Source organism: bacterium, from assembly GCA_021159335.1.
In the GTDB taxonomy this organism is placed as follows: domain Bacteria; phylum UBP14; class UBA6098; order B30-G16; family B30-G16; genus JAGGRZ01.
In genome coordinates, this window is record JAGGRZ010000104.1 from 1 (window position 1) to 21,490 (window position 21,490).

18 protein-coding genes and 1 tRNA gene are annotated in these 21,490 nt (G+C 46.0%); 15 read left to right on the forward strand and 4 right to left on the reverse strand.

Features of this window, described 5'->3' with window-relative positions:
- Positions 1 to 126: 126 nt before the first annotated feature.
- Positions 127 to 1,455, reverse strand: a complete 1,329-nt coding sequence (locus J7J62_05810; GenBank protein MCD6124670.1) for a hypothetical protein — start codon at positions 1,453 to 1,455, stop codon at positions 127 to 129.
- 125 nt (positions 1,456 to 1,580) lie between these two features.
- On the opposite strand from J7J62_05810, the gene J7J62_05815 reads away from it, so the two are divergent.
- The 7 genes from J7J62_05815 to accC all read left to right on the forward strand — a co-directional run bounded on the left by J7J62_05815 (position 1,581) and on the right by accC (position 6,729).
- Positions 1,581 to 1,654: transfer RNA gene (locus J7J62_05815), tRNA-Pro, on the forward strand.
- A 21-nt stretch (positions 1,655 to 1,675) separates the two neighbouring features.
- The gene (locus tag J7J62_05820; GenBank protein MCD6124671.1) at positions 1,676 to 2,161 is read left to right on the forward strand and encodes a TIGR00725 family protein; all 486 of its coding nucleotides are present in this window, start codon (positions 1,676 to 1,678) and stop codon (positions 2,159 to 2,161) included.
- Positions 2,151 to 2,429, forward strand: a complete 279-nt coding sequence (locus J7J62_05825) for an acylphosphatase (GenBank protein MCD6124672.1) — start codon at positions 2,151 to 2,153, stop codon at positions 2,427 to 2,429. Before J7J62_05820 ends, J7J62_05825 begins: the two co-directional genes overlap by 11 nt.
- An 18-nt stretch (positions 2,430 to 2,447) precedes the next feature.
- Complete coding sequence (locus J7J62_05830; GenBank protein MCD6124673.1) at positions 2,448 to 3,197, forward strand: dihydroorotate dehydrogenase electron transfer subunit; 750 nt, start codon at positions 2,448 to 2,450, stop codon at positions 3,195 to 3,197.
- 15 nt (positions 3,198 to 3,212) lie between these two features.
- Positions 3,213 to 3,662, forward strand: coding sequence for a ribose 5-phosphate isomerase B (gene rpiB, locus J7J62_05835; GenBank protein MCD6124674.1), 450 nt, complete (start codon positions 3,213 to 3,215; stop codon positions 3,660 to 3,662).
- Positions 3,663 to 3,707: 45 nt separating this feature from the next.
- A complete protein-coding gene (locus J7J62_05840) occupies positions 3,708 to 5,285 on the forward strand; it encodes a lipoate--protein ligase family protein (GenBank protein MCD6124675.1) in 1,578 nt (525 codons plus the stop codon).
- A gap of 106 nt (positions 5,286 to 5,391) precedes the next feature.
- Positions 5,392 to 6,729 carry an acetyl-CoA carboxylase biotin carboxylase subunit gene (gene accC, locus J7J62_05845; protein MCD6124676.1) on the forward strand — a complete coding sequence of 446 codons (1,338 nt, stop codon included), beginning with the start codon at positions 5,392 to 5,394 and terminating at the stop codon, positions 6,727 to 6,729.
- Positions 6,730 to 6,800: 71 nt separating this feature from the next.
- Here the strand turns inward: accC and J7J62_05850 are convergent, their stop codons facing one another.
- The 3 genes from J7J62_05850 to rpmA form a co-directional block, all read right to left on the reverse strand.
- The gene (locus J7J62_05850) at positions 6,801 to 7,238 is read right to left on the reverse strand and encodes a roadblock/LC7 domain-containing protein (GenBank protein MCD6124677.1); all 438 of its coding nucleotides are present in this window, start codon (positions 7,236 to 7,238) and stop codon (positions 6,801 to 6,803) included.
- Between the two features lie 55 nt (positions 7,239 to 7,293).
- Entirely contained in the window at positions 7,294 to 8,358 is a 1,065-nt protein-coding gene (gene queA, locus J7J62_05855; protein MCD6124678.1) for a tRNA preQ1(34) S-adenosylmethionine ribosyltransferase-isomerase QueA, read from the reverse strand.
- 76 nt (positions 8,359 to 8,434) lie between these two features.
- Positions 8,435 to 8,692, reverse strand: coding sequence for a 50S ribosomal protein L27 (rpmA, locus tag J7J62_05860; GenBank protein MCD6124679.1), 258 nt, complete (start codon positions 8,690 to 8,692; stop codon positions 8,435 to 8,437).
- A gap of 210 nt (positions 8,693 to 8,902) precedes the next feature.
- Here rpmA and J7J62_05865 point away from each other — a divergent pair, with 210 nt between their 5' ends.
- The 8 genes from J7J62_05865 to J7J62_05900 form a co-directional block, all read left to right on the forward strand.
- Entirely contained in the window at positions 8,903 to 12,478 is a 3,576-nt protein-coding gene (locus J7J62_05865) for a TonB-dependent receptor (protein MCD6124680.1), read from the forward strand.
- Between the two features lie 41 nt (positions 12,479 to 12,519).
- Positions 12,520 to 14,823, forward strand: a complete 2,304-nt coding sequence (locus J7J62_05870; GenBank protein ID MCD6124681.1) for a hypothetical protein — start codon at positions 12,520 to 12,522, stop codon at positions 14,821 to 14,823.
- A 16-nt stretch (positions 14,824 to 14,839) separates the two neighbouring features.
- Positions 14,840 to 15,811 (forward strand): PorV/PorQ family protein, encoded by a 972-nt coding sequence (locus tag J7J62_05875; protein MCD6124682.1) that lies wholly within the window; start codon positions 14,840 to 14,842, stop codon positions 15,809 to 15,811.
- Positions 15,812 to 15,827: 16 nt separating this feature from the next.
- Positions 15,828 to 17,561, forward strand: coding sequence for a hypothetical protein (locus J7J62_05880; protein MCD6124683.1), 1,734 nt, complete (start codon positions 15,828 to 15,830; stop codon positions 17,559 to 17,561).
- Between the two features lie 94 nt (positions 17,562 to 17,655).
- The gene (locus J7J62_05885; protein ID MCD6124684.1) at positions 17,656 to 18,084 is read left to right on the forward strand and encodes a DNA-binding protein; all 429 of its coding nucleotides are present in this window, start codon (positions 17,656 to 17,658) and stop codon (positions 18,082 to 18,084) included.
- Between the two features lie 143 nt (positions 18,085 to 18,227).
- A complete protein-coding gene (locus J7J62_05890; protein MCD6124685.1) occupies positions 18,228 to 19,943 on the forward strand; it encodes a hypothetical protein in 1,716 nt (571 codons plus the stop codon).
- Between the two features lie 77 nt (positions 19,944 to 20,020).
- On the forward strand, positions 20,021 to 21,073 hold the full coding sequence (gene mtnA, locus J7J62_05895) for an S-methyl-5-thioribose-1-phosphate isomerase (protein ID MCD6124686.1): 1,053 nt from the start codon (positions 20,021 to 20,023) through the stop codon (positions 21,071 to 21,073).
- Positions 21,074 to 21,490 (forward strand): CCA tRNA nucleotidyltransferase (locus tag J7J62_05900; protein ID MCD6124687.1); only part of this gene is annotated, 417 nt, incomplete at its 3' end.

The following is a 21,490-nucleotide window of genomic DNA, read 5'->3' on the forward strand; positions in this document are numbered from 1 at the left end:
CAAAAGATCTTTTTATTGCTTCTACATCTATTTACTCCAGCTTTGATTTATTTAAGAAATTAAATTGCTCATATTATTAAAGTCAAGAGACAGTGTTAGATACTTTTTTAATAACAAGATTTATGGTTAATTCATTTCCCATATAAGCATAAGAATAGGCAAACCACCCTTATCCGAAGATAATTCGCAGATATTTATATTTGATAGCATTAAAGGATTGACATTCACACTTAACCTACCCAGTTCACCCACCTTCACCTTGCCCTCAAATGCCTTATACGCCAGACCGAACCCCAGCCCAGCACCCAACGCAGTGCCGAGCGTATATACTCCCCAATTATCAGTCGTAAGATAGCTAATCCCAAGTCCAAGAAGTCCACATGCTGTTTCCGAAAGAGCTATTAACGCAGCCTGACCAGTCGTGAAATCCCTTCCTTTAGTCATTGCGCCGCCGGCAACAAGTCCCAAAACCGAGCCAACCATCGCACTGCCAACAGTCAAATCCGCATTATCCCTGTCCAAAGCCTGAGCTATTCCCCCGCCAAGAAATCCGCCCAAAACTCCGCTTCCGTAAACTATAGTCGCGTCGCCTCTCGTGAAATCCTGCTTTTCGGACCACAGTTTGCCCGCAGCAATCCCTAACGCCTGTCCCAAAAGCACGAGCCCCGATTTCTCTTTTGGGTGGTCATCGAAAGTGTAATCCGCGAGAAATGCCGTTCCCCAGCCCAGCCAGCTTCCGAAATCGCCACATGCACCTATTATGTCGGCAGTTCCAGAACTCATTTTCGTTTTGTGCGCAACCACATAGCCAGTAACACCCTCAATAATGCTTGTAGCAACATTGACTCCGTGCACATATCGTGAATTAGGGTCCTTTTTAAGAAGGCGGCTAATGTATATCCCGTGAATTATTCCTCTCGTCCCGCCGTATATCGCCATTGTAGCTTCGGCATCGGTAACCCGCTGTCCCCTTGTTGCAAGAAGAGGAATCAGGAATCCGCCCGCAGATGTAAGCATATATAAAGCCACTACCGAGCGGTCATCCTCTATATCCATCGAATAAGGCAATGCCCAGCCGTAATACCCAGCCGAAAGGATGAGCGACCCCGTTAAAAGCTTTATTTTCGCAGCTCTTATTTCAGAAGCAATGGGTTTGACGGCGAGAATGGAATCGACTTTTGCCGTTAGCCTCAGGTACTCCGCCACGGTCATGGTTTTACGCTCGCGTATTAATTTGCCGCTCTCCTCCCGCGTGACCTCAAGCGAATAAAGTGTGTCGGAAACTTTGAAAATTTGCGCCTGCTTGAAGCCTGATATGTTGGGAAATAAACCGAGCTTTTTATTAAGTTTTTCGTCAACCACCTGAATTTTGCCAGTGGAGTCAAATGGAACGGAAACCTCTTGTGAAGCTACCAAAACAAAAAGAGCAATCAAAACAAGGAACGCATGTTTCATCGTGCCCTCACTAGCTTCCGTGTTTTTCAAAATATCAAGAATTTGAATTATAGTCAAGAGTGTTCAACTTCGATTTTAAATTTCTTCTTGCTTGGTGCGAATTCGTTCCTAATATGAGATGAAATCGGGGCGTAGCGCAGCCTGGAAGCGCGCGCGGTTCGGGTCCGTGAGGTCCCCGGTTCAAATCCGGGCGCCCCGATAAGGTTAGTAAATACTTACAATGATACAGAATCCAAGAAAAGCCCCCTGGATATCAATAGTAGGCGGTCACAACGCCAACCCTGAAACAGAGAAACTTGCTGAGGAAGTAGGCAAACTTTTAGCAGAAAAGGGCGCTGTAATAGTGTGCGGTGGCCTGGGCGGCGTCATGGAAGCCGTGGCAAGAGGAGCCAAAAATGCCGGTGGAACAGTTATAGGGATCCTGCCGGGCAGCTCCCGGGAAAAAGCAAATGAATATATAGATTATCCCATACCTACGGGTTTGGGACACGCACGAAATGCCATAGTTCCCCTCGTTGGCGACGCCGTCATAGCTATCGACGGAAGCTGGGGGACACTTTCCGAAATATCGTTCGCTCAAATTTACGGCAAAACCGTCGTCGGACTCGCTTCTTTTGAAATAAAGGGAGTAAAACAAGCAAAAACCCCAAAAGAAGCAGTAGAAATAGCCATTGCTTTCGCAAAATTATCCGAGAATGGAGACTAAAAGATATCACATCCTCGTTTACGGAATAGTTCAGGGTGTTGGATACAGGTATTTCGCATACAGGGTCGCCAATGAACTCGGGATAAGCGGTTTTGTCAGAAATCTTAGGGACGGCTCGGTAGAGGTTATGGCGCAGGGTGACGAGCAATCACTCGCCGAATTCGTGGATAAGTTGAGAAAGGGACCTATATCGGCAATGGTTACTGACATTAAAATCACCGAACTACCAGTTGACCCAACGCTTAAAAGATTTGAAATAAAATTTTAGAAAAAAGAGCAACAAATTATGCCCTACGAAATTTCAGCCAAGGTTCTCGATAAAATCTGGCTTAGCAAAAACACCTATCTTCTCGAGCTTTTCGCGCCTCAAATAGCCAGTAAGGCTAAACCGGGACAATTCGTTATGCTTGAGGTTCCCGGAAGATTTCTCAGGCGCCCCCTAAGCATAGCAGGTGTTGACGGGAACAGGGTCACTATCGTCTTCAGAGTAGTCGGTGAGGGCACAAAAAACCTATCTTTAGTGCGAAGGCATACCCAACTTTCGGCATTCGGACCGCTGGGAAAACCTTTCCCCACCCCAGAGAGTAAAGCTATTCTTATCGGCGGCGGGATAGGAGTGGTTCCGCTTATTTTCTTCGCGAGGGAGCTTATAAAGACCGGGCAAAATTTTGAACTACTCTACGGCGAAAAAAGTGCCGAATATCTTCTTGATAAAAAGTTCCCTGACATAAAGTTTCGCATTTTCACCGAAGACGGCAGCAAGGGCGAGAAAGGAACAGTTCTCGATGGGCTAATAATCACAAAAGACGATGTTATCTATGCCTGTGGACCAACGCCCATGATTAGGGCGCTTAAACGGATTCTTGAGTCAAAAAACAACACCTGCTGGGTTTCTCTTGAACAAAGAATGGCTTGCGGAATTGGTGTTTGCCGGGGATGCGTGGTCAAACTCGAATCAGGTTATAAAACTGTGTGCCGCGATGGTCCAATATTCTTGCTATCCGAGATTGATGTTAATAGTTTGGTAGAACCATAAAAAGCGAGGATAAAAATGAGGATAGCGATAGGAAACGACCACGCCGGATTTGAGCTAAAAGAGTTCCTGCGGGACCGACTCAAATCGCTGGGATACGAAGTTGAGGATTTAGGATGCCATTATCCTACAGCATGCGATTATCCCGTTTACGCGCACAGGGTGGCACGAGCAGTAGCTGCTGGTGAGTTCGAATTCGGCATTCTTATATGCGGCACGGGGCTCGGCATGTCGATGTCGGCTAATAAGATAAAAGGTATAAGAGCTGCGCTATGCCGCGATGCCACATTCGCTGAGCTGGCGAGAAGGCATAACAATGCAAACATTCTTTGTCTTGCGGGAAGGTTCACGGAACCAGACGATGCACTCGAGATAACGCTTAGGTTTCTCACGACTGGCTTCGACGGCGACACCCCACAGGGGCAACGCCACAAAAGACGAGTAGAGTTAATAGAACCCAAAGAGTGAACGAATCGGTTATTGCTAACCGTAATATCAAGAGTAACACCATCGATGAAAGTACGCGTTATCGACACAGGGATTCTAACGGCAGCCCAGAATATGGCTCTTGACGAAGCGTTGTTGAGAGCACAATCTGAGAATCCCCATGCTATACCTGTAATAAGATTTCTTAGGTTCTCACCGCCTTGTGTGCTCGTTGGACGATATCAATCCCCTGCACAGGAGGCAAGGTTAAGTTACATTCGTGAGCGCGGCTGGCATGTTAACCGCCGTATAACGGGTGGCGGTGCAATCTTTTTCGACCCATCACAGATAGGCTGGGAATTTTTTGCGCGTTTCGACAAAGGATTTCCTAAAAATCCTCAAAAACTTTACGAGATGATATCAGCTTGCGGTGTGGCGGGACTCAGGAAGCTTGGGGTGCGCGCTCAGTTCCGCCCGAGAAACGACATCGAGGTGGATGGTCGCAAAATCTCAGGCACAGGTGGCGCATCGGATGAGCATGCATTCATGTTTCAGGGAACACTACTTGTGAAAAATGTGGCGGAGGATATGCTCAAAGCGTTGCGGGTTCCCGCAGAAAAGCTTGGACGACATGGACTCGAATCGATAAAGGAACGAGTGGTCTTTCTTGAGGAGCTCCTATCACCTCTCCCAGAACCTGAAGTTCTGAAAAATGCATTGCTCATTGGGTTTACTGAAGTACTTGGAATTGAACCGATACCCTCGCAGCTAACGGACAGAGAACGAGAAATCTACAATGAACTTATAAAGCTTTTTTCCTCGGATGAGTGGATTTACAAGATAGATAACCCATCCTCGCGGAAAGGAACGCTAACTGGCGTTTCCCGGGCTGACGGTGTCGTGCGAGCGGCAGCACATGTGGAAGTGGATAAGAAACTGGTGACATCTGTGCAGTTCTGGGGGGATTTCTTCGTCACGCCGAAAAGGATAATCCCCGACCTCGAGGCATCGCTTAAGTTTATCCCAGCTAATCCTAAAAAGGCCCGCGAGAAGGTTGATGAATTTTTTGTTAAAAACAAATTTGACTTTATAGGAGTTTCTCCAAAAAACTTTGCCGATGCGCTCTCAATGGCTATAGAGAAAATCGAACTCGTTCGTCGTGGCTTAACATTTGAGGAAACGAACAATATAATGTTCGCCAACATCGACCTAAGAAGAATAGAAGACTACGACTTTGAATACTTTCTTTTCCCGTATTGTTCGAAACTTGTTGGATGCGCGTGGCGCCACGATGTGGACTGTCCTATGTGCGGTCAGTGCAGCGTTGGTAAAGGCTACGAGATAGCGCTCGCGAGCGGACTAAAACCGATGACGATAACATCGTTTGAACACCTCGTGCAAACACATCGGTGGCTGAGAAAGAAAGGAGTTAAAGGTTACATCGGTTCTTGCTGCGAGGAGTTCTTCGTCAAGCACAAGGACGAATTCGACGGGAGCGGTCTACATATTATTTTAATACGAATAGATTCTGCCACTTGTTATGAGCTTTCACAAGCTAAAGCCGCATACAGGGGCGAGTTCGAAAGCCAGACAGAACTTAATCTTAAACTTATAAGAAAAACCCTCGGTCTTATTCGACCAAGGAAAAGCATAAAAGCAGAATAATCGGAAGTCCCAAAATCGCCATGTTAAATGGCTTAGTTGTTAATTTCCGCTTTTTTACTATTCCTCTTGCTTGACAAACTGGCACGAAATAATAACTTTTCAAACTATGCAAAAAGTTCTCATAGCAAACCGCGGCGAGATAGCGCTAAGGATTATTCGCGCCTGCATGGAACTCGGCCTTACTACTATAGCAGTTCATTCCGAAGCCGATGAGGACAGCCTTCATGTCTGGCTTGCTGACCAGAGTGTAAGAATAGGCGGACCCAAATCGAGCGAATCATACCTTGACCCAAGAAGAATTATTTCTGCTGCCGTCATTACTGGTGCCGACGCTATACATCCGGGTTATGGTTTCCTTGCTGAAAACGCTGATTTCGCAGAAATATGTGAAGCGCATAACATAATATTCGTGGGTCCAACACCAGAACAAATTCGGGCTATGGGAGATAAGGCGGAGGCGAAAAGACTGATGAGGGAAGCCGGTGTACCCGTGATTCCAGGCAGCGATGGAGTGGTGGAAGACCTCGATGAAGCCATAAAAATCGCGAAAGACATAGGTTACCCTGTGATGATAAAAGCCACTGCAGGCGGCGGTGGTAAAGGAATGCGAACCGCTAATAACGAGGCTGAACTAATAAAAAATTTTGAGATGGCGCGCAGCGAAGCACAGGCCGCTTTCGGAAATCCAGGCGTTTATATAGAAAAGTTAATAGTAAACCCACGACACATTGAGGTTCAGTTGCTCGGTGACGGTAAAGGCAATGTTATACATCTTGGCGAAAGAGATTGCTCAATCCAGCGGCGACACCAAAAACTTATTGAGGAATCACCGTCGCCATTCGTTGACGATGAACTCAGGGAGAAACTCGGAACTGCTGCCGTAGCAGGAGCCAAAAAAATAAACTATCGCGGCGCAGGGACAATAGAATTCCTCGTAGATAAAGATAAGAATTTCTACTTCATGGAGATGAACACGCGAATCCAGGTCGAGCACCCTGTAACCGAAATGGTAACCCGCGTTGACATAGTCAAGGAGCAACTTAGGATAGCAAGCGGTGAAGGACTAAGATTTAAGCAGGAAGACATAAAGTTTGAGGGACACGCTATTGAGGTCAGGATTAACGCTGAAGACCCCGATAACAACTTCGCCCCCTGTCCAGGGAAAATAGAGAGCTTTCATGTGCCCGGCGGTCCGGGTATAAGAGTCGATACTCATGTCTACGCTGGATATGTGATACCACCTTACTATGATTCTATGATAGCAAAACTTATAGTATGGGGGGAAAACAGAGGCGAAGCCCTATCCCGAATGCGAAGAGCTCTTAAAGAGTTCATTATAGATGGTGTGAAGACTACCATTCCTTTCCATCAAAAGGTCATGGAGGATTCCCGATTCACCTCGGGAGATTTCGATACGAGTTTTTTAGAGGGATTTTTTAAGTGAGATATTAAAACGATTCGACTCACACTAATAAATGTAGCTGCAACGCAACTCGGCTAATTTTAACAATCAGTTTAAATGTGGCTTGAGTTAATTTTCCTCTGCTCGTTTTTCTTGTTATGCACCAGGTCGAGAACCATAGCGAGCCTTTCCACCGTATCCAGCACTTTGCTCATCAGGCTACTTATAGGTAATGAGGATGGTGTCACTATCACAAGGAATGCCTCACTCTTAATTGGTGATATGACTATGTTAAACTTTTTACCGCTTTTGGCGAGTATCTTAAGTTCTTCTTTCTCTCCTATCGTTTTGCTTAGGTCCTGCATGCTCGAGAAGGTCGTCGAAGCGAGCGACGCTATTTTGACTGCCTCGGAGTAGCGAATGTCTCCGATGCCGGCTATAAGCTCACCGTATTTGTCCGCAAGGAGCGTTGCCCACGCTCTGGAGGTATCCGCCAAATCCTTCAAAAGCTCAACTAAAGCCTCATACTCCTTTTCACTTAATTCCATCATTTAAAGAAAAACCCGTTAGCTTAAATCAATTTTAATATAATAAAAATTTTCAAAATTAACATATTTTTTCTACAAACATTGCATCACCGTACGAAAAAAATCTAAATTTTTCCTTGAGAGCGAACTCGTATGCTTTCATAACCCGCTCATAGCCTGCAAAAGCGCAGACCATAACGAGAAGTGATGAACGCGGTAAATGGAAATTGGTTATAAGCGCATCCACGACTTTGAACTCAAAGCCAGGGAAAATGTAAAGGTCCGTCCACGAGGCATGGGGTTCAATCGGAAATGATCGTAGTGCAGCGGATTCCAGAGCTCTCGTTGTTGTTGTGCCCACGGCAACGACCCTTCTTCCCGATTTCTTGGCTTCGTTGATTAGCTGGGCAGTTTCAGGTGGAATCTCATAATACTCACGATGCATTTTGTGCTCGCGGATGTCGTCCGTTTTTATCGGCTCGAAAGTTCCCCAGCCGACATTCAAAGTGACGAAACCAATTCTGACGCCCATATGGACTATTTTATCCATAAGTTCATCAGTGAAATGAAGCCCCGCAGTCGGAGCAGCAACAGCACCGGGCTTTCTCGCGTAAATCGTTTGATACCGTTCCCTGTCGTAGCGCGTGTCCTCGCGCTTTATGTAAGGCGGAAGAGGTGTATGCCCAATACGCTCAAGTATTTCGAAAAAATCCTTGCCAGCCAGAGAAAATCTGACCACTCTGCTGCCGTCCTCATTGCGTTTTATGACCGTAGCCTCAAGCCCCTGCCCAAACAAAACCCTCGTGCCAACCCTGATTCTTCTTCCCGGACGGACGAGCACTTTCCACACATAATCATCGATATTCTCAAGCAGCAGAAACTCAACTTTCCCGCCAGTCGTTTTCTTTCCATAAAGTCTTGCCGGCAGAACCGCAACATCGTTTAATATCAGCACATCGTCGTTATGGAGTAATTTCGGTAGCTCGCGAAACACGAGCTTTTTCGGCTCACCCGCTTTGGGAATATAAAGCAGTGTGGCTGAATCCCGCGGCTCAGCGGGAAATTGAGCAATAAGCTCTTCTGGAAGGTCGTAGTCGTATGAACTCAACCTAAATATTTTCGGTATCCTATCTTCACCAACCATCGCTGATTAAAATAAAAAGGGATGCTCGTTTGGACAAGCATCCCCGCTGGTAAAATACTCGTTACCTCGAAAAATCTTATTCAATCGGAATCACCGATACGGTCTTTTTGCCAAACTTGTTGTAACCGAACCTAACCACGCCGTCAACGAGGGCGAAAAGGGTATCATCCTTGCCCTTCCCTACATTTTTGCCGGGATGGAACTTGGTTCCGCGCTGGCGGATTATGATATTTCCCGCTTTTACGAACTGATTGGCGAATCGTTTAACGCCAAGTCTTCGCCCTGCGCTATCCCGACCGTTTCTTGATGAACCTACTCCTTTTTTATGAGCCATTGTTTTCCTCCTTAAATCTTTTATCGATTCAGCAATGAGGAAATAACGATATCATGGGTGTTTGTCAACACAAATTTCAAAAAACGGTCAAACAATAATCCCGCTTGTGCTATTTTTCTTGCGAAACGAAAAATTTTAATCTAATCTTGACACTTATTATGTTGTTGATTTACTTATAAAGATGTGAATTAAAAGGCAAGGGGGATAGTTATGAAAGGTAAATTCTTTGGCTTATTAATGTTTTTACTACTATTGTCCATTGTTAATCTATCCTTTGCAGGTGTTACTGGGAAAATAGCAGGTAGAGTTACGGATAAACAGACGGGGGAACCTATAATAGCAGCAAACATAGAGGTCATAAATCCCGCCACGGGAAAAGTTATAACCGGTGCAGCGACAGACATTGATGGATATTATTTCGTTCTCAATCTAAGACCGGGCGTATATGATGTTAAGGCTTCGGCAGTTGGTTACAGAGCTGTGATAGTTAAGAATGTTGTAGTCCATGCGGACAAAACCACCACCGTCAACTTCGAGCTGCAATCGGAGGCTATTAAAGCTGAGCCAGTGGTTATAACGGCAAAAAGGGAGAAAATACAGAAAGATGTCACATCATCGGGAACATATACCGATGCCGAGCAGATAGAGTCGATGCCGGTTACTACGGTGAACGAGGTCCTTGAAATTCAGGCTGGTGTTGTCGAACGCGGTGGAGTGCTTCACTTCCGCGGTGGCAGAGCTCGCGAGGTGTCGTACAGAGTTGATGGTATGCCTGTGCAGGACCCTACTTACGGTTATCAGGCGCTAACGGTTTCAACATACGCTGTTCAGGAGGTTCAAACGCAAACTGGAGCATTCAATGCAGAATATGGTAATGCACTTTCCGCAGTAGTATCGATAGTTACCAAGGAGGGTGACCCGAATAAGTTTGCTGGTTCAATTGGTTACTCCACAACGAACTTCCGAATTAAGCCCCTCAACAAATATTCGACATTCGCTGATAGACTCGACTTCTCGATTTCAGGTCCTGAGCCGATAACAACATATCTGATGCCGCTTATAGGGATTAAGCTTCCGCGCGATAAAAGGATATCATACTTCCTCTCGGTATCAGGTGAGAACAGCGATACGAGACTCCCATACAATAGAAAGTTTGACCTCGACTACCCCGAGGGAGGTCAACCTATAGCAACGCTTGAGGAGCTTAATGTTCCGTATAAGATAAAGTATGGCTGGTACGGATTCTTCCCTGAGCGAAGAGTGAACCAGTATCAGGCTACTTTGAAACTTAAACAGAAACTAAGCCCATCCTTGAAGGTGGTGGCTTCCTACACGGGTAACTGGAGTAAATGGCGCAACTTCGATTGGACATTTTACTACACGCCGAAATCAAGTTACATAAGCAAAAGATTTGCTCACCAATTTAATGTGAGCGTTACGCACAACATATCACCGAGAACTTTTTACATAGCGAGAGCAGGCTATCTGACCACTAAAAGAACGCTTACACCCGGCGGCCTTACTCCTGGGGACTTTATGGTCGATTCAACCGTGTACGGAACTCTTGACGAATGGGTCGACATAAATGGTGATGGAAAACCGCAGGTAAGGCTTCAGTGGTGGGACGCAAATGGTAACGGAATGTGGGATTATGGTGAAGGATGGATCCCTGGTATTGAAAGGATTGACACAATCTGGAAAGATCCCGCCACACGTGATGAAATTTTACGACTTGATACAATTTATTCAGACACCATACCTCCCCGCATTGGTGAGGAACCATGGGTGGATTTCAATAATAACGGAATATTCGAACCAAGAATGACCAATTTTAACTCGCCATGGTTCGGTTATTATTCTCTTAACCTTGGTGAACCGTTCATGGACGGAGAGCCATTCCTGGATGGTTACCCTTATGGCCTTAGCTATGAGGACCTTATTAACGGATTGAGTCCCATAAAGTTTCATATGGAAACGCTATGGATAGACATAAATAAAAATGGCATAAAAGATTTCGGAGAATATGTTTTCGGGAGCCAGTATTGGACGGAAGACACAGTTCTGCTTGAGGAACTAACTTGGGTGGATAAAAACGAAAATGGTCGTCCTGACTGGGGAGAGTATGTAGACATTAACAAAGATGGCTTATTCACCCGAAGAGACCGGTGGTGCAACTACATCGATGCAAACGGGAATGGACAATATGATGTCGGCGAACTCGGTGAGCCATTCCTTGACCTCAACGGGAATGGAAAATATGACCCACCCAACGGCAAGTGGGACGAGTGGGATCCCAAGGAATACCCCAACGCAAAGTTCCCCGGTGAACCCTATCTGGACCGCAATGGCAACGGCAAATACGACCCATTCAGTGGCTTCCAGTATAGAGGGTTCGACAGGTGGGCTGTGTGGCACAAGCGAACCGCAAGTATTTTCTTGCTAAAAGGTGACCTCACAAGCCAGGTTGACAGGCACAATCAGATAAAAACTGGTATCGAATTTCAAAGGATTAAGATAGGAATGAACGAGATTCAGTATCCCGAGAACAAATACGATGGTATTCCAGACACGACTCACCCCTGGCCTGACCACGGCGTATTCCGCTCGTTCTACGAAAGGACACCTATGACATTTGCCGCTTATGTCCAGGACAAGATGGAGTACGGTGGGTTAATAGCTAATGTCGGCGTAAGATTGGACGCATTCATACAGGCTAAAGAGGTGCTTGAAGATACCACTCAGGAGGAGTTGAGAAGAGTGCTTGAACCGTGGTGGGAAGACACGATTATAGCCAAAAGCAGAGTAACAATTTCTCCCCGTCTGGGGATGAGCTATCCAATAACAGAGCGTTCGAAGTTGTTCTTCAGCTACGGACATTTCTATCAGCTCCCTGGATTTGATAACTTCTATCAAACCCCAACTCAGGCATCCAACGCGGGAAGACTTCTCGGGAATCCTAATCTTACATATGAGAAGACTGTGGCTTATGAGCTTGGTGTAGCATATGCGATAACGGATGAAATAACCGTGCAGTTCTCAGGTTATTATAAGGACATATACGACCTTCTAAATACATCGCACGCAAAGCTTGGTCCTCTAACTCAGGATGTTTACATCAATTCGGATTATGCACGCTCAAGAGGCATCGAGATTAGCGTTGATAAATCCCTCTCAAATTATTGGTCCCTGACTGCTAACTACACATTCTCCTATGCATACGGTAAAAGCTCATCCGATAGAAGTGGCTATGACGCCCAGTTCAACCAGACCGCAATACCGCTTCGTGACCTGCCACTTGACTGGGACCAGAGACACAGACTCAAGGGAACGCTTAGATTTATGGCGCGCAAGGGAGAGCACCCGAACCTATTTGGACTCAAGCTTCCTGACCGCTGGATGCTGAGTTTCATATTTGATTGGGGAAGCGGTTTCCCTTATACCCCGTCTGTTAATAACCCCGAATACAAGCCCAAAATCAAACCCGGCGAGAAAGCATGGGAGCGAACCAATGCTCTACGAATGCCGCCTCAGTTCAATCTCGATATGAAGTTCAGCAAGGATTTCGACATCGGAAAGCACCGCGCAAGCTTCTATGTCATGGTTGATAACCTGACCAACAGGCACAATGTGCGGTATGTTTATTCCGATACAGGCAAACCCGATAAAAGCTGGGTAGAGTGGATTGATGATACCACATATGTTTTCCATGGCGACGATTACTCGAAAAACCCTGCTCACTGGGAGCCGCCCATAAGCATAAGGTTGGGCGTGCAATTTAACTGGTGAGCAGTGAACATATAACCGAAAGTAAAACAAGGAGTAAAAATATGAAAAATATAATTTGGCCGCTTACTATCTTAATACTTTTGATTGAGGTATGTTTTGGCCTTAATCTTGGCGGGCAAAGGTCCTCAGAAGCTGGCGGTTGGCTTCGCACTTCAGGAGTCCAGCCCAACACCGATGAGAAAACACACACTGCGGGAGAACTTTATTTTACAGTATCAAACTGGGGATTTTTCGGCTCTCAGCGTGGTAACGATAATCCCAGATACTGCATTGTTGACGACGAGGGAATCTGTGGAGAACCGGGTGGCTGCAGACCATCGGCTGAATACCCCGGCTGCTCAGGAATCGAGTACCTTTTCCAGGGCGCACTGTGGATAGGAGCCGTTATCGCTGGCGATACCATGGTCTCAGTCGGCGAAGACGGATGGGTAACAAATATCAATGAGCTTCTGCCGAGTTATCTTGATGATGACACCCTCGTTATGCGAAGCATCCTGAAGGGGGACCCGGATGCTGTCTCCGAACAGGATTATGTGGGCAATTTCTCGGACACCTGCAAAAACCCTGTTGTAGTCCATCCCGGCCATACCCCTATAGGTATAGCAATACACCAAGAAAGCTACTCTTGGAGCTACAATTATTCAAAAAACATTGTCTTCATCGACTATACATTCAAGAACATAAGGGCTGACAAGAGAACCATCACCGATATGTACATCGGACTTTACATCGATGGCGACTGTGGACATGTGCAAACTCCGAACTACGCTCAGGATGACATAACTGGATTTATAAAATATTACATCGACTATACCACAGTTCCGCCGGAAACGATACCGGTTATGGTTGCTTGGATAGCTGATAACGATGGCGACCCGTCCGACGGCGCATTCACTGACAGAAGCCCGACAGGAGCTATGGCAGTTCGAGTTCTTAGGGGTCCGGCTGGAACATGTCTCGACAGCCTTAACTTCTCCTACAACTGGTGGATATCAAACACTGACGAAACCTACGATTGGGGTCCATGCATGGTCGATCTCGGCTGGGACGGCACTCCCGAGGGTGACCTGAAGAAATATCAGGTCATGTCAAACGGTGAATTCGACTACGACCAGACCGATATAGAGAGATACAAAGACGACCCCAACTGGAGCGGTTGTCCTATTACGGGTACTTGGTGGCAGAACATAAGGGATGGCTACGATACTCGTTTCCTTCTCTCCTTCGGACCGATATCAATTAAGCCCGACAGCGAGGTTCATGTTACCATAGCATTCTTCGTGGCTGAAGGCTTCCATACCAACCCCCAAAACACGGGTTCAGCGTGGGACCCAAGCGAATTTAACTTTGACGACCTCGCATACTCGGCTTACTGGGCTGCATTGATTTTCGACAACAATGGCGACGGAATACCCGATTACAAAGGTCCCATGCCACCACCTGCGCCCGACTTTAAGGTTATAACGGAAAATTATAAAATAATAGTGCTTTGGACAGGTGAGGGGGTAGAAAACACTGAAGACCCGATAACACATCTTAAGGATTTCGAAGGCTACAGGGTTTACATTGCGGAAGCAAATCTCGATAAGTATTTCGTCCCGTTGGCACAGTTTGACAAAGTGGATTATCTTAAGTGCGAAAGGATAATACAAAACATTTCTCCATCGGGGGAAACGACTTATTCGGCCATTTACTCGGATTCGCTTGTATCCACTCCAACGCCATATACGATTCCGATAATAACACCATCAGGTGAACCTGTGGGTCGAGATACCACGCTCATACCGCAGCCGTTCGACTACAACATGGGGATGCCACCCGAAACCACTATCGACGGGAAAACATATTACTACTATGTCATAGAAAACCTTCTTCCGGGCGACGATAAATATGTAGTCGTTACAGCTTACGATTACGGCAAACCCTCGAAAAACCTCGAACCGCTCGAATCGAGCAAGACTAACTACGCCAAATGGGTCGTGCCGAAAGGGACACCCATAACTGACAAAAAAGTAAGGGTTGTTCCTAATCCATACAGAGTTGACCACGATTATAAGGTGTTCTGGGAAAAGTCGTACACCAGCGAGTGGACGGAGTACTCCAGAAAAATAAGGTTCTTTAACCTCCCAAAGCGATGTGAGATTAGGATCCTAACAGTCGACGGAGACCTTGTTAGAGTTCTCGTGCACGACGAGATAGCCAACCCATCCGCAATGGTTGGCGCTGAGGACTGGAACCTCATATCACTTAACGACCAGGCTATATCAAGCGGAATATATGTATACAGCGTTAAAGACTTGGATACTGGTGAGATTCAAACGGGTACTTTCGTTATAATAAAGTAATTTGAGGGGGCAGAAGATGAGAAAATTTATCTTGCTAACATGTCTGGCGTTGTTGCCAGCCGTGGCTTTTTCGCAGGCTAAAGTTGGCACAGCCGTTGGTCAGTTCCTTGAGATTTCGCCGTCTGCGCGTGCTGAGGGTATGGCGAGTGCATTCATCGGTGTGGCGGACGATATATTCGCTATTTATTACAATCCCGGTGGACTCGCAAACCAAACCTCGAAGCAGGTGGCATTAGCGCATGTAAGCCATTTCGCTGGTATCCACAACGAATTCGCTGCGTTCTCAATGCCTGCCATGGGTGGCGTGATAGGGGTTTCGCTTTTCACTCTAACAACTGCCAAGATGGAAGAGACCACGCCATACCATCCCGAAGGCACTGGAAGGACATTCACGGCTGGCGGGATGGCTCTCGGCGCTACATACGCAAGACCGCTGACCGATAGATTCTCTGTGGGAGTTAACCTAAAGTATGTGGGGGAATTTTACGCTGACAAAACTGCCAACGGTTGGGCTATGGACATTGGGACCCTTTACAGAACTGCATTCCATGATGTGAGACTTGGCATGATGCTCTCAAACTTTGGACCCGACCTCACATTCATCTCGCAAAGTTTCCCCATACCCATGTCGTTCCACTTCGGCGCAGCGGGCGAGATAATAAAAGGTCCAGTCCACAGATTAACCCTCGACATGGAGGGAAGCCACCCCAACGACAACATCGAAAAGTTTAACATCGGAATGGAGTATGCTTACAAAGAGATGATGTTCCTGCGGGCAGGTTACAGATTCCAGTCTAAAAGCTATAAATTCAAGCCTAAAAACGATGAGGGCAAGGAAGAATATTTCCCCTATCAGAACGATTTCGCATCGTTCGGGGCAGGAATTCGCACTGCCTTGGGTGGAATAATAGGCAAAATAGATTACTCGATAACTCTTACTCGTTACACCGAACCCGTTCACAGAATATCGATATCAATGCTATTCTAAATAAAAGGAGAGAGAAATGAGAAGGAGCATAATAATTGCCATATTGCTCGCTTTGGTCGTTTTGGCGGTTATGGTCGGATGCGGTTATCAGGGTGAGATGGTCAAGCCTGAGAATCCAACTATAATTTTTTACAATGCTCCACCTGACAGCACTGTTTTCGGCTCAGCGCCTGTTTTGTGGTGGTTCGGGACGGATAAAGACGGAAGAATAATCGAGTATGCCTACATCGACATTCCTAAAGGCAAGTTGGGCGATGATGTGCTTTATGAATCGTATTACACAGGAGCAGTCGAAATACCAGAAACAGTAAGAATTGGTGGCGGCAAAGCGATAACATGGATTCACATAACGAGAAATGTCGATACGGTATTCCTTTCGCTTGAACCCGGCGACAGCATTACTGAACACCTTTTCTGCGTTAAATCCATTGACCAGGACAGCAATGCCTCAAAGCCAGAGTGCAGAATATTCTACAGAATAAACACCCCGCCAGATACAATGAGAATTAAATACGACCCCGAGAAGATGTCCCCCGGCGACACATTCTGGATGCTTCATGACACTACTGAGGAATGGGGCGGCGTCGAGTTCACATGGACAGCGCATGACCCTGATAACTCCGTAATCCTCGAATACTATTGGTGGGTTGAGAATTACGATGACCCAAGCGAGGTAGTAAGGACATCACTTGCGGATGATTCTCTTGGCGGGATCTATAGTGGCATGGACTCCACGGATGGTTGGGTAAGAAGCACATCCACGATATTACGCGACATCCCAACGGGACACTGGCGGTTCATAATAAAAGTTCGCGATGATGCTTTCTACACTGGCGCACACGACACATTCGAATTCTACGCAGTAAGACCTTACTTCGACCCGTCGGATTCCGCGATACACGAGCAAATAGTCAATGATATCTTCCCCCACAGACTTCTTGCCATATTCGCAGTAATGAACACACCTAATCCAGATTGGGGCTGGAATGATGACATCGGCGACTTCTATACATCCATCTTCGATGAGCTGGTTGCTGCAGGACATATTGAGAGTTACGATACAATGATAGTAAAAGGGCTTGCAGGAATGCAGCTTCCCATAAATAAATTCCTCCTCGGAAACTACAGCATAGTTTATGTGTTCCACAGGCGAGTTATGATTCCTCTGGGATTAAGCATGACTACAATAGAAGAACTCGCGGACTACATAGTAACAGGCGGTAGAGTAGTATTTGACGGCAATGGCATATTCGACCAGGCAGCAGACCTTTTCCCTAATCCCAACGAACGGATAGTTGTAATAATGAAGACAGTGCCGTTTAAGCTCTTCGGTATAACTGGTCGTGGTGACTTTGCCGGAAGGATAACCTGGGCTGAAGCGAGCCATCCCGATTTTCCTGACATGCACATAGACACATCGAAAGCCGCACACGATGACGAAAACGATTACTACTACTTTGGAAATGTTAGATACATCGCTTTGTTCCCCTACTTTGCAGGAGTTCCCTATGTCGAACCCATATACAGGGCAGGCGATTATCCTCAGGCGGACAGCATAACAAGAGTTGACCTTATAGGCCACATTATCGGAGGCAGGTTCGCCTCGAGAAATTATCGCTCCGTTTACTTCACATTCCCGCTTTATTACATGGATAATTCCACCGGTGCAGTAAGTGATGCCCTGGACAAGGTTTTCGAGTTCTTAACCACGACATTCGAGAAACCCAAAGAAGAGGAAGAAAGATTGTAAGTGTGCTTCATAAAAAGTGCTAAGTCGGCTTTTGGGTGGGGTCTCTTTTGAAGACCCCATTTTATTATCAGTTCAACATAAAAAGGAGTTCGCGATGGAAGCCAAAAGGATTTCAGACAAACTATGGGTCGTGAAGTTATCCCCCGGCGAGGATATCTTAGAGGGATTGGCCGTTTTCGCGAGGGAGAAAGGCGTAGGTGGATTCGTCAATGGAATAGGAGCCGTAAAGGAACCGGAATTAGGCTACTTTGACCTTGCGGAAAAGAGTTACAAGAAAAAGAAGTTTGACGGGGAATTCGAGCTTTTATCTCTTTCCGGCAACATTTCGTTTATTGATAACGAGCCGTTAGTCCATGTTCACGCAGTTTTGGGCAGAAACGACTTCTCAACCATAGGGGGTCACCTTTTCAGCGCAGAGGTATCAGTAACAGCAGAAATCGTAATAATCCCTTGGGACATGAATGAATTGTCTCGCACCGAAGACCAAGAAACAGGGCTTAAACTGTGGAAACTATGTGATTAACCTGCTTCGAAACTCGTGAAAAATTAACTCGACATCTTTTCTTAATTCCAAATAGTGCGTTGCCTGAAACGGGATAACGAGTTATCTTAACTAAAATGATTTTTCGTGACCATGACCGGATAACAAATCAAACTGTCTCTTTATTGCTTGCCTTTATTATTCTCGTTTTTACTCCAACAGTTGCTCTTTCACAACAGGCGAGTGTTCAATATCTGACAAGCTTTGATGACATAAGCGCAGCGCTCGAAGCAGGAGACATAACTTATGGGCAATATATTGAGCTTATAAACCTTATGGAAAGCAAGATCGAGCTTAACAGCGGTAATCTAAGAAGACTGCTTGCGATTCCCGGCGTCGAGGAAAGCGACATAGAGGCTTTAAGCGAGGCGAGAAATAAATACGGTCCATTCAAATCCATTGAAGAGGCGAAAAAATATTTTCCCGGTGACTTCAGACTAATCGAGCATTTCGTTGAAATCTCCCCGCCGATGAGAGTCCCTATAAATGGCTCTATAAGGCTTTACTATAGAAGCGGATTCAACTCGCCACCATATGACGATGAGCCATACAGCAATCTTAAGGTAACCCTTGAGCGAGACAACATACGAACGCAATGGCGTATCAGGCGTTCGGGGGACAGACAAGTTCAAGTAGCATCAAGATACCTAAGGTTAAAATTCAATAAAATGGAGCTTATAGTGGGAAACTATTACAGAAAGCGTCTTGGTTATGGTTTGCTTGTGGGAAGAAACATTTCTATTTCCACAAAGTGGCGTGACAACAGCGCGATAAACTACATTGTCTCGCCCTACTACGGCGACCCTAACGGTATTTTCGCAAAAATATGGCTTCTTCCGAAAGTTAATGTTAGCGTGGCGTTATCTGCTAATAGCTATAATTCGTCAGCGCAGTATATGGGAGCGTTCTCAGCTAAATTCAGACGAAACCGCAACGAGAGCATTGGACTGGTTATTTACTGGGGTAAATTGGTTGCCAAGGACACGCTTGAGGCAAAATTAACCCAATATGGAGGTTCAGTGTTCGGCGAGAGAAAATTTTCAATAGGCAAAATAAGAAGCGAGTTCGCCGTTCTGGATAACGGTGCATGGGGACTTAACGCCAATCTCTACTCGGGATGGAGAACCAACCTTGTGCTAAAATTCTGGGCTTATCATCCAGACTTTCTGGCGCTTTATTCCGACGGTAGCTGCGACCGCGGTTACGAAACTTTTTACTTAGACGAAAGCGACTTTTACATAAGAAACTATCAGGCTGGGGAACTCGGATTTTACTCCTCAATAAGAAAATATGTGGGGGAAAATACCACGATCAACTTGAGAAGCTCTTTTTTCAAATCATCAATATCATACGACAACGGTGGGGAAATATATTTTGGCGCGACATTCTATCCATCACCTTATTTCGATGTTAGGGCATCCATATCACATAGATTCGATGGCTGGGGAGCCACGGGAACCTCGAAAAACAGAATATACCTTGTGACCAACGAGAGAATAATGAAAAAACTGAGAAACCGCACATCGGTATATTTCAGGCGAGAAGACTATTCAGGCCGACAGAACAACGCGATACAGGTTGAAAACGGACTTCAAATGGCTTTTGTAAAAAGCTGGCTTATGCTTAATATTAATTTCGAAAGATATTCATACAAAACCACGAACCCAGCGGTAGAAAGGTATCAGGGGCGAGAAACAAATTATAGCTACTGGAATCTTTACATCGTTCCTTCGATCATGGGTCGTTTTTCCGAGGCGAGAACCACGCTTTCGTTCAGAAAAGTTGACGGAGAGAGCGGAATTTCGCTCCTCGTTAGATTCAACCTCGACATAAACTGGTAATATTTATTGTTTACTGTTAAATAATTAACCCAACTCTGGCATATCGCTTGCATAAGCGTAGGAAAGGATGGTGAAAAATGAATGAACCGATAAAACCCATATATTGGGATAGTGAAGATGATTGTCTCGTCATACTGGACCAGCGAAAGTTACCTGAGAATGTTGTTTGGCTACGAATAAAAAGCCTCGATGAGCTTGAGGATGCCATAATTAAGATGGCGATTCGTGGAGCTCCATTGCTTGGCGTTGCTGCTGCTTTTGGCGTGTATATCGGAATAAAAGATTTCGAAGGCTCGAAGGAGGGGTTTAACGCACTTTTCGAAAACACGCTGAAAAGAATCGCATCGACCAGACCCACCGCAGTAAACCTCTTCGCGGCATTGGGCAGAGCACAGGAGGTAGTAAACATCGTTGCCGATGCCGACCTCGGTGAATTGAAAGCTGCGATATTCGAAATGGCGAACGCTATCCTGAAAGAGGAGGAGGAAAAAAGTTATTCAATAGCAAGAAATGGCGCAAGACTTATCGAGTTCGGAAGCAAAATCTTAACCCACTGCAACACTGGCGCGCTTGCTGTAGGAGGAATAGGGACTGCGCTCGGGGTAGTTTATCAAGCTTTTAAGGATGGCAAGGTCGACATGGTTTATGTTGATGAGACCCGCCCGCTGCTGCAAGGGGCAAGGCTTACTGCATGGGAACTGTCGTCGTGGGAAATTCCGCATAGGGTTATAGTCGATTCCGCCGCTGCATCGCTCATGATGAAGGGCGATGTCAACTATGTTCTTGTGGGCGCCGATAGAATAGCTCGCAATGGCGATGTTGCAAACAAAATAGGAACGCTCAGCCTCGCAGTTGCTGCCCACACTTTCGAGGTGCCATTTATAGTGGCTGCGCCTCTGTCAAGCTTTGACCTTTCAGCTGCTGATGGCACGAGAATAAAGATTGAAGAAAGGGATGAGGAGGAAGTTCTCACCTGTGGCGGAAGAAGAATTGCTCCCAAAAGCTCAAAAGCTTACAATCCCGCTTTCGATGTTACCCCTGCGCGATTCGTGACGGCTATAGTAACCGAAAAAGGACTTATTGAGAAACCCGATAAAGGCAAGATATCAGAGCATGTAGCCAAAAGATAGATGGATGAAGCATACGGCAAAATAAGCAACATAAGCAGATTTGCTGCAATAAGGATTGGAACAAATGTTGCCAAAAAATTCATAGACGAGGGTTATCAAGCTTATGTCGTTGGTGGCTGCATGCGCGATGCAATCCTTGGACGAGAACCCAAAGACGCCGACATTGCCACCAACGCACCCATCGAAGTTATGGTAAAGCTATTCCCTGATGCCAAGGTCGTTTTCCCAGAAAAATATCAGGTTGTAAGGCTTGAATTTGACTTCATCCACATTGAGGTTGTTCGCATGCGGCGAGATGTGAAGTCGCTGGGAAGACAGGCAGAAGTGGAGTTCACTGACGACATAGAGGAAGACCTCAAAAGGCGGGATTTTACCATAAATGCCATAGCACTCGACCCATCGGTGCCAGCGATAATA

What these genes read in the sequence shown, in the direction of transcription:
- J7J62_05810 (MCD6124670.1), bottom strand. Translation starts at nt 1,455, where the DNA reads ATGAAACATGCGTTCCTTGTTTTGATTGCTCTTTTTGTTTTGGTAGCT.
- J7J62_05820 (MCD6124671.1), top strand. Translation starts at nt 1,676, where the DNA reads ATGATACAGAATCCAAGAAAAGCCCCCTGGATATCAATAGTAGGCGGT.
- J7J62_05825 (MCD6124672.1), top strand. Translation starts at nt 2,151, where the DNA reads ATGGAGACTAAAAGATATCACATCCTCGTTTACGGAATAGTTCAGGGT.
- J7J62_05830 (MCD6124673.1), top strand. Translation starts at nt 2,448, where the DNA reads ATGCCCTACGAAATTTCAGCCAAGGTTCTCGATAAAATCTGGCTTAGC.
- rpiB (MCD6124674.1), top strand. Translation starts at nt 3,213, where the DNA reads ATGAGGATAGCGATAGGAAACGACCACGCCGGATTTGAGCTAAAAGAG.
- J7J62_05840 (MCD6124675.1), top strand. Translation starts at nt 3,708, where the DNA reads ATGAAAGTACGCGTTATCGACACAGGGATTCTAACGGCAGCCCAGAAT.
- accC (MCD6124676.1), top strand. Translation starts at nt 5,392, where the DNA reads ATGCAAAAAGTTCTCATAGCAAACCGCGGCGAGATAGCGCTAAGGATT.
- J7J62_05850 (MCD6124677.1), bottom strand. Translation starts at nt 7,238, where the DNA reads ATGATGGAATTAAGTGAAAAGGAGTATGAGGCTTTAGTTGAGCTTTTG.
- queA (MCD6124678.1), bottom strand. Translation starts at nt 8,358, where the DNA reads ATGGTTGGTGAAGATAGGATACCGAAAATATTTAGGTTGAGTTCATAC.
- rpmA (MCD6124679.1), bottom strand. Translation starts at nt 8,692, where the DNA reads ATGGCTCATAAAAAAGGAGTAGGTTCATCAAGAAACGGTCGGGATAGC.
- J7J62_05865 (MCD6124680.1), top strand. Translation starts at nt 8,903, where the DNA reads ATGAAAGGTAAATTCTTTGGCTTATTAATGTTTTTACTACTATTGTCC.
- J7J62_05870 (MCD6124681.1), top strand. Translation starts at nt 12,520, where the DNA reads ATGAAAAATATAATTTGGCCGCTTACTATCTTAATACTTTTGATTGAG.
- J7J62_05875 (MCD6124682.1), top strand. Translation starts at nt 14,840, where the DNA reads ATGAGAAAATTTATCTTGCTAACATGTCTGGCGTTGTTGCCAGCCGTG.
- J7J62_05880 (MCD6124683.1), top strand. Translation starts at nt 15,828, where the DNA reads ATGAGAAGGAGCATAATAATTGCCATATTGCTCGCTTTGGTCGTTTTG.
- J7J62_05885 (MCD6124684.1), top strand. Translation starts at nt 17,656, where the DNA reads ATGGAAGCCAAAAGGATTTCAGACAAACTATGGGTCGTGAAGTTATCC.
- mtnA (MCD6124686.1), top strand. Translation starts at nt 20,021, where the DNA reads ATGAATGAACCGATAAAACCCATATATTGGGATAGTGAAGATGATTGT.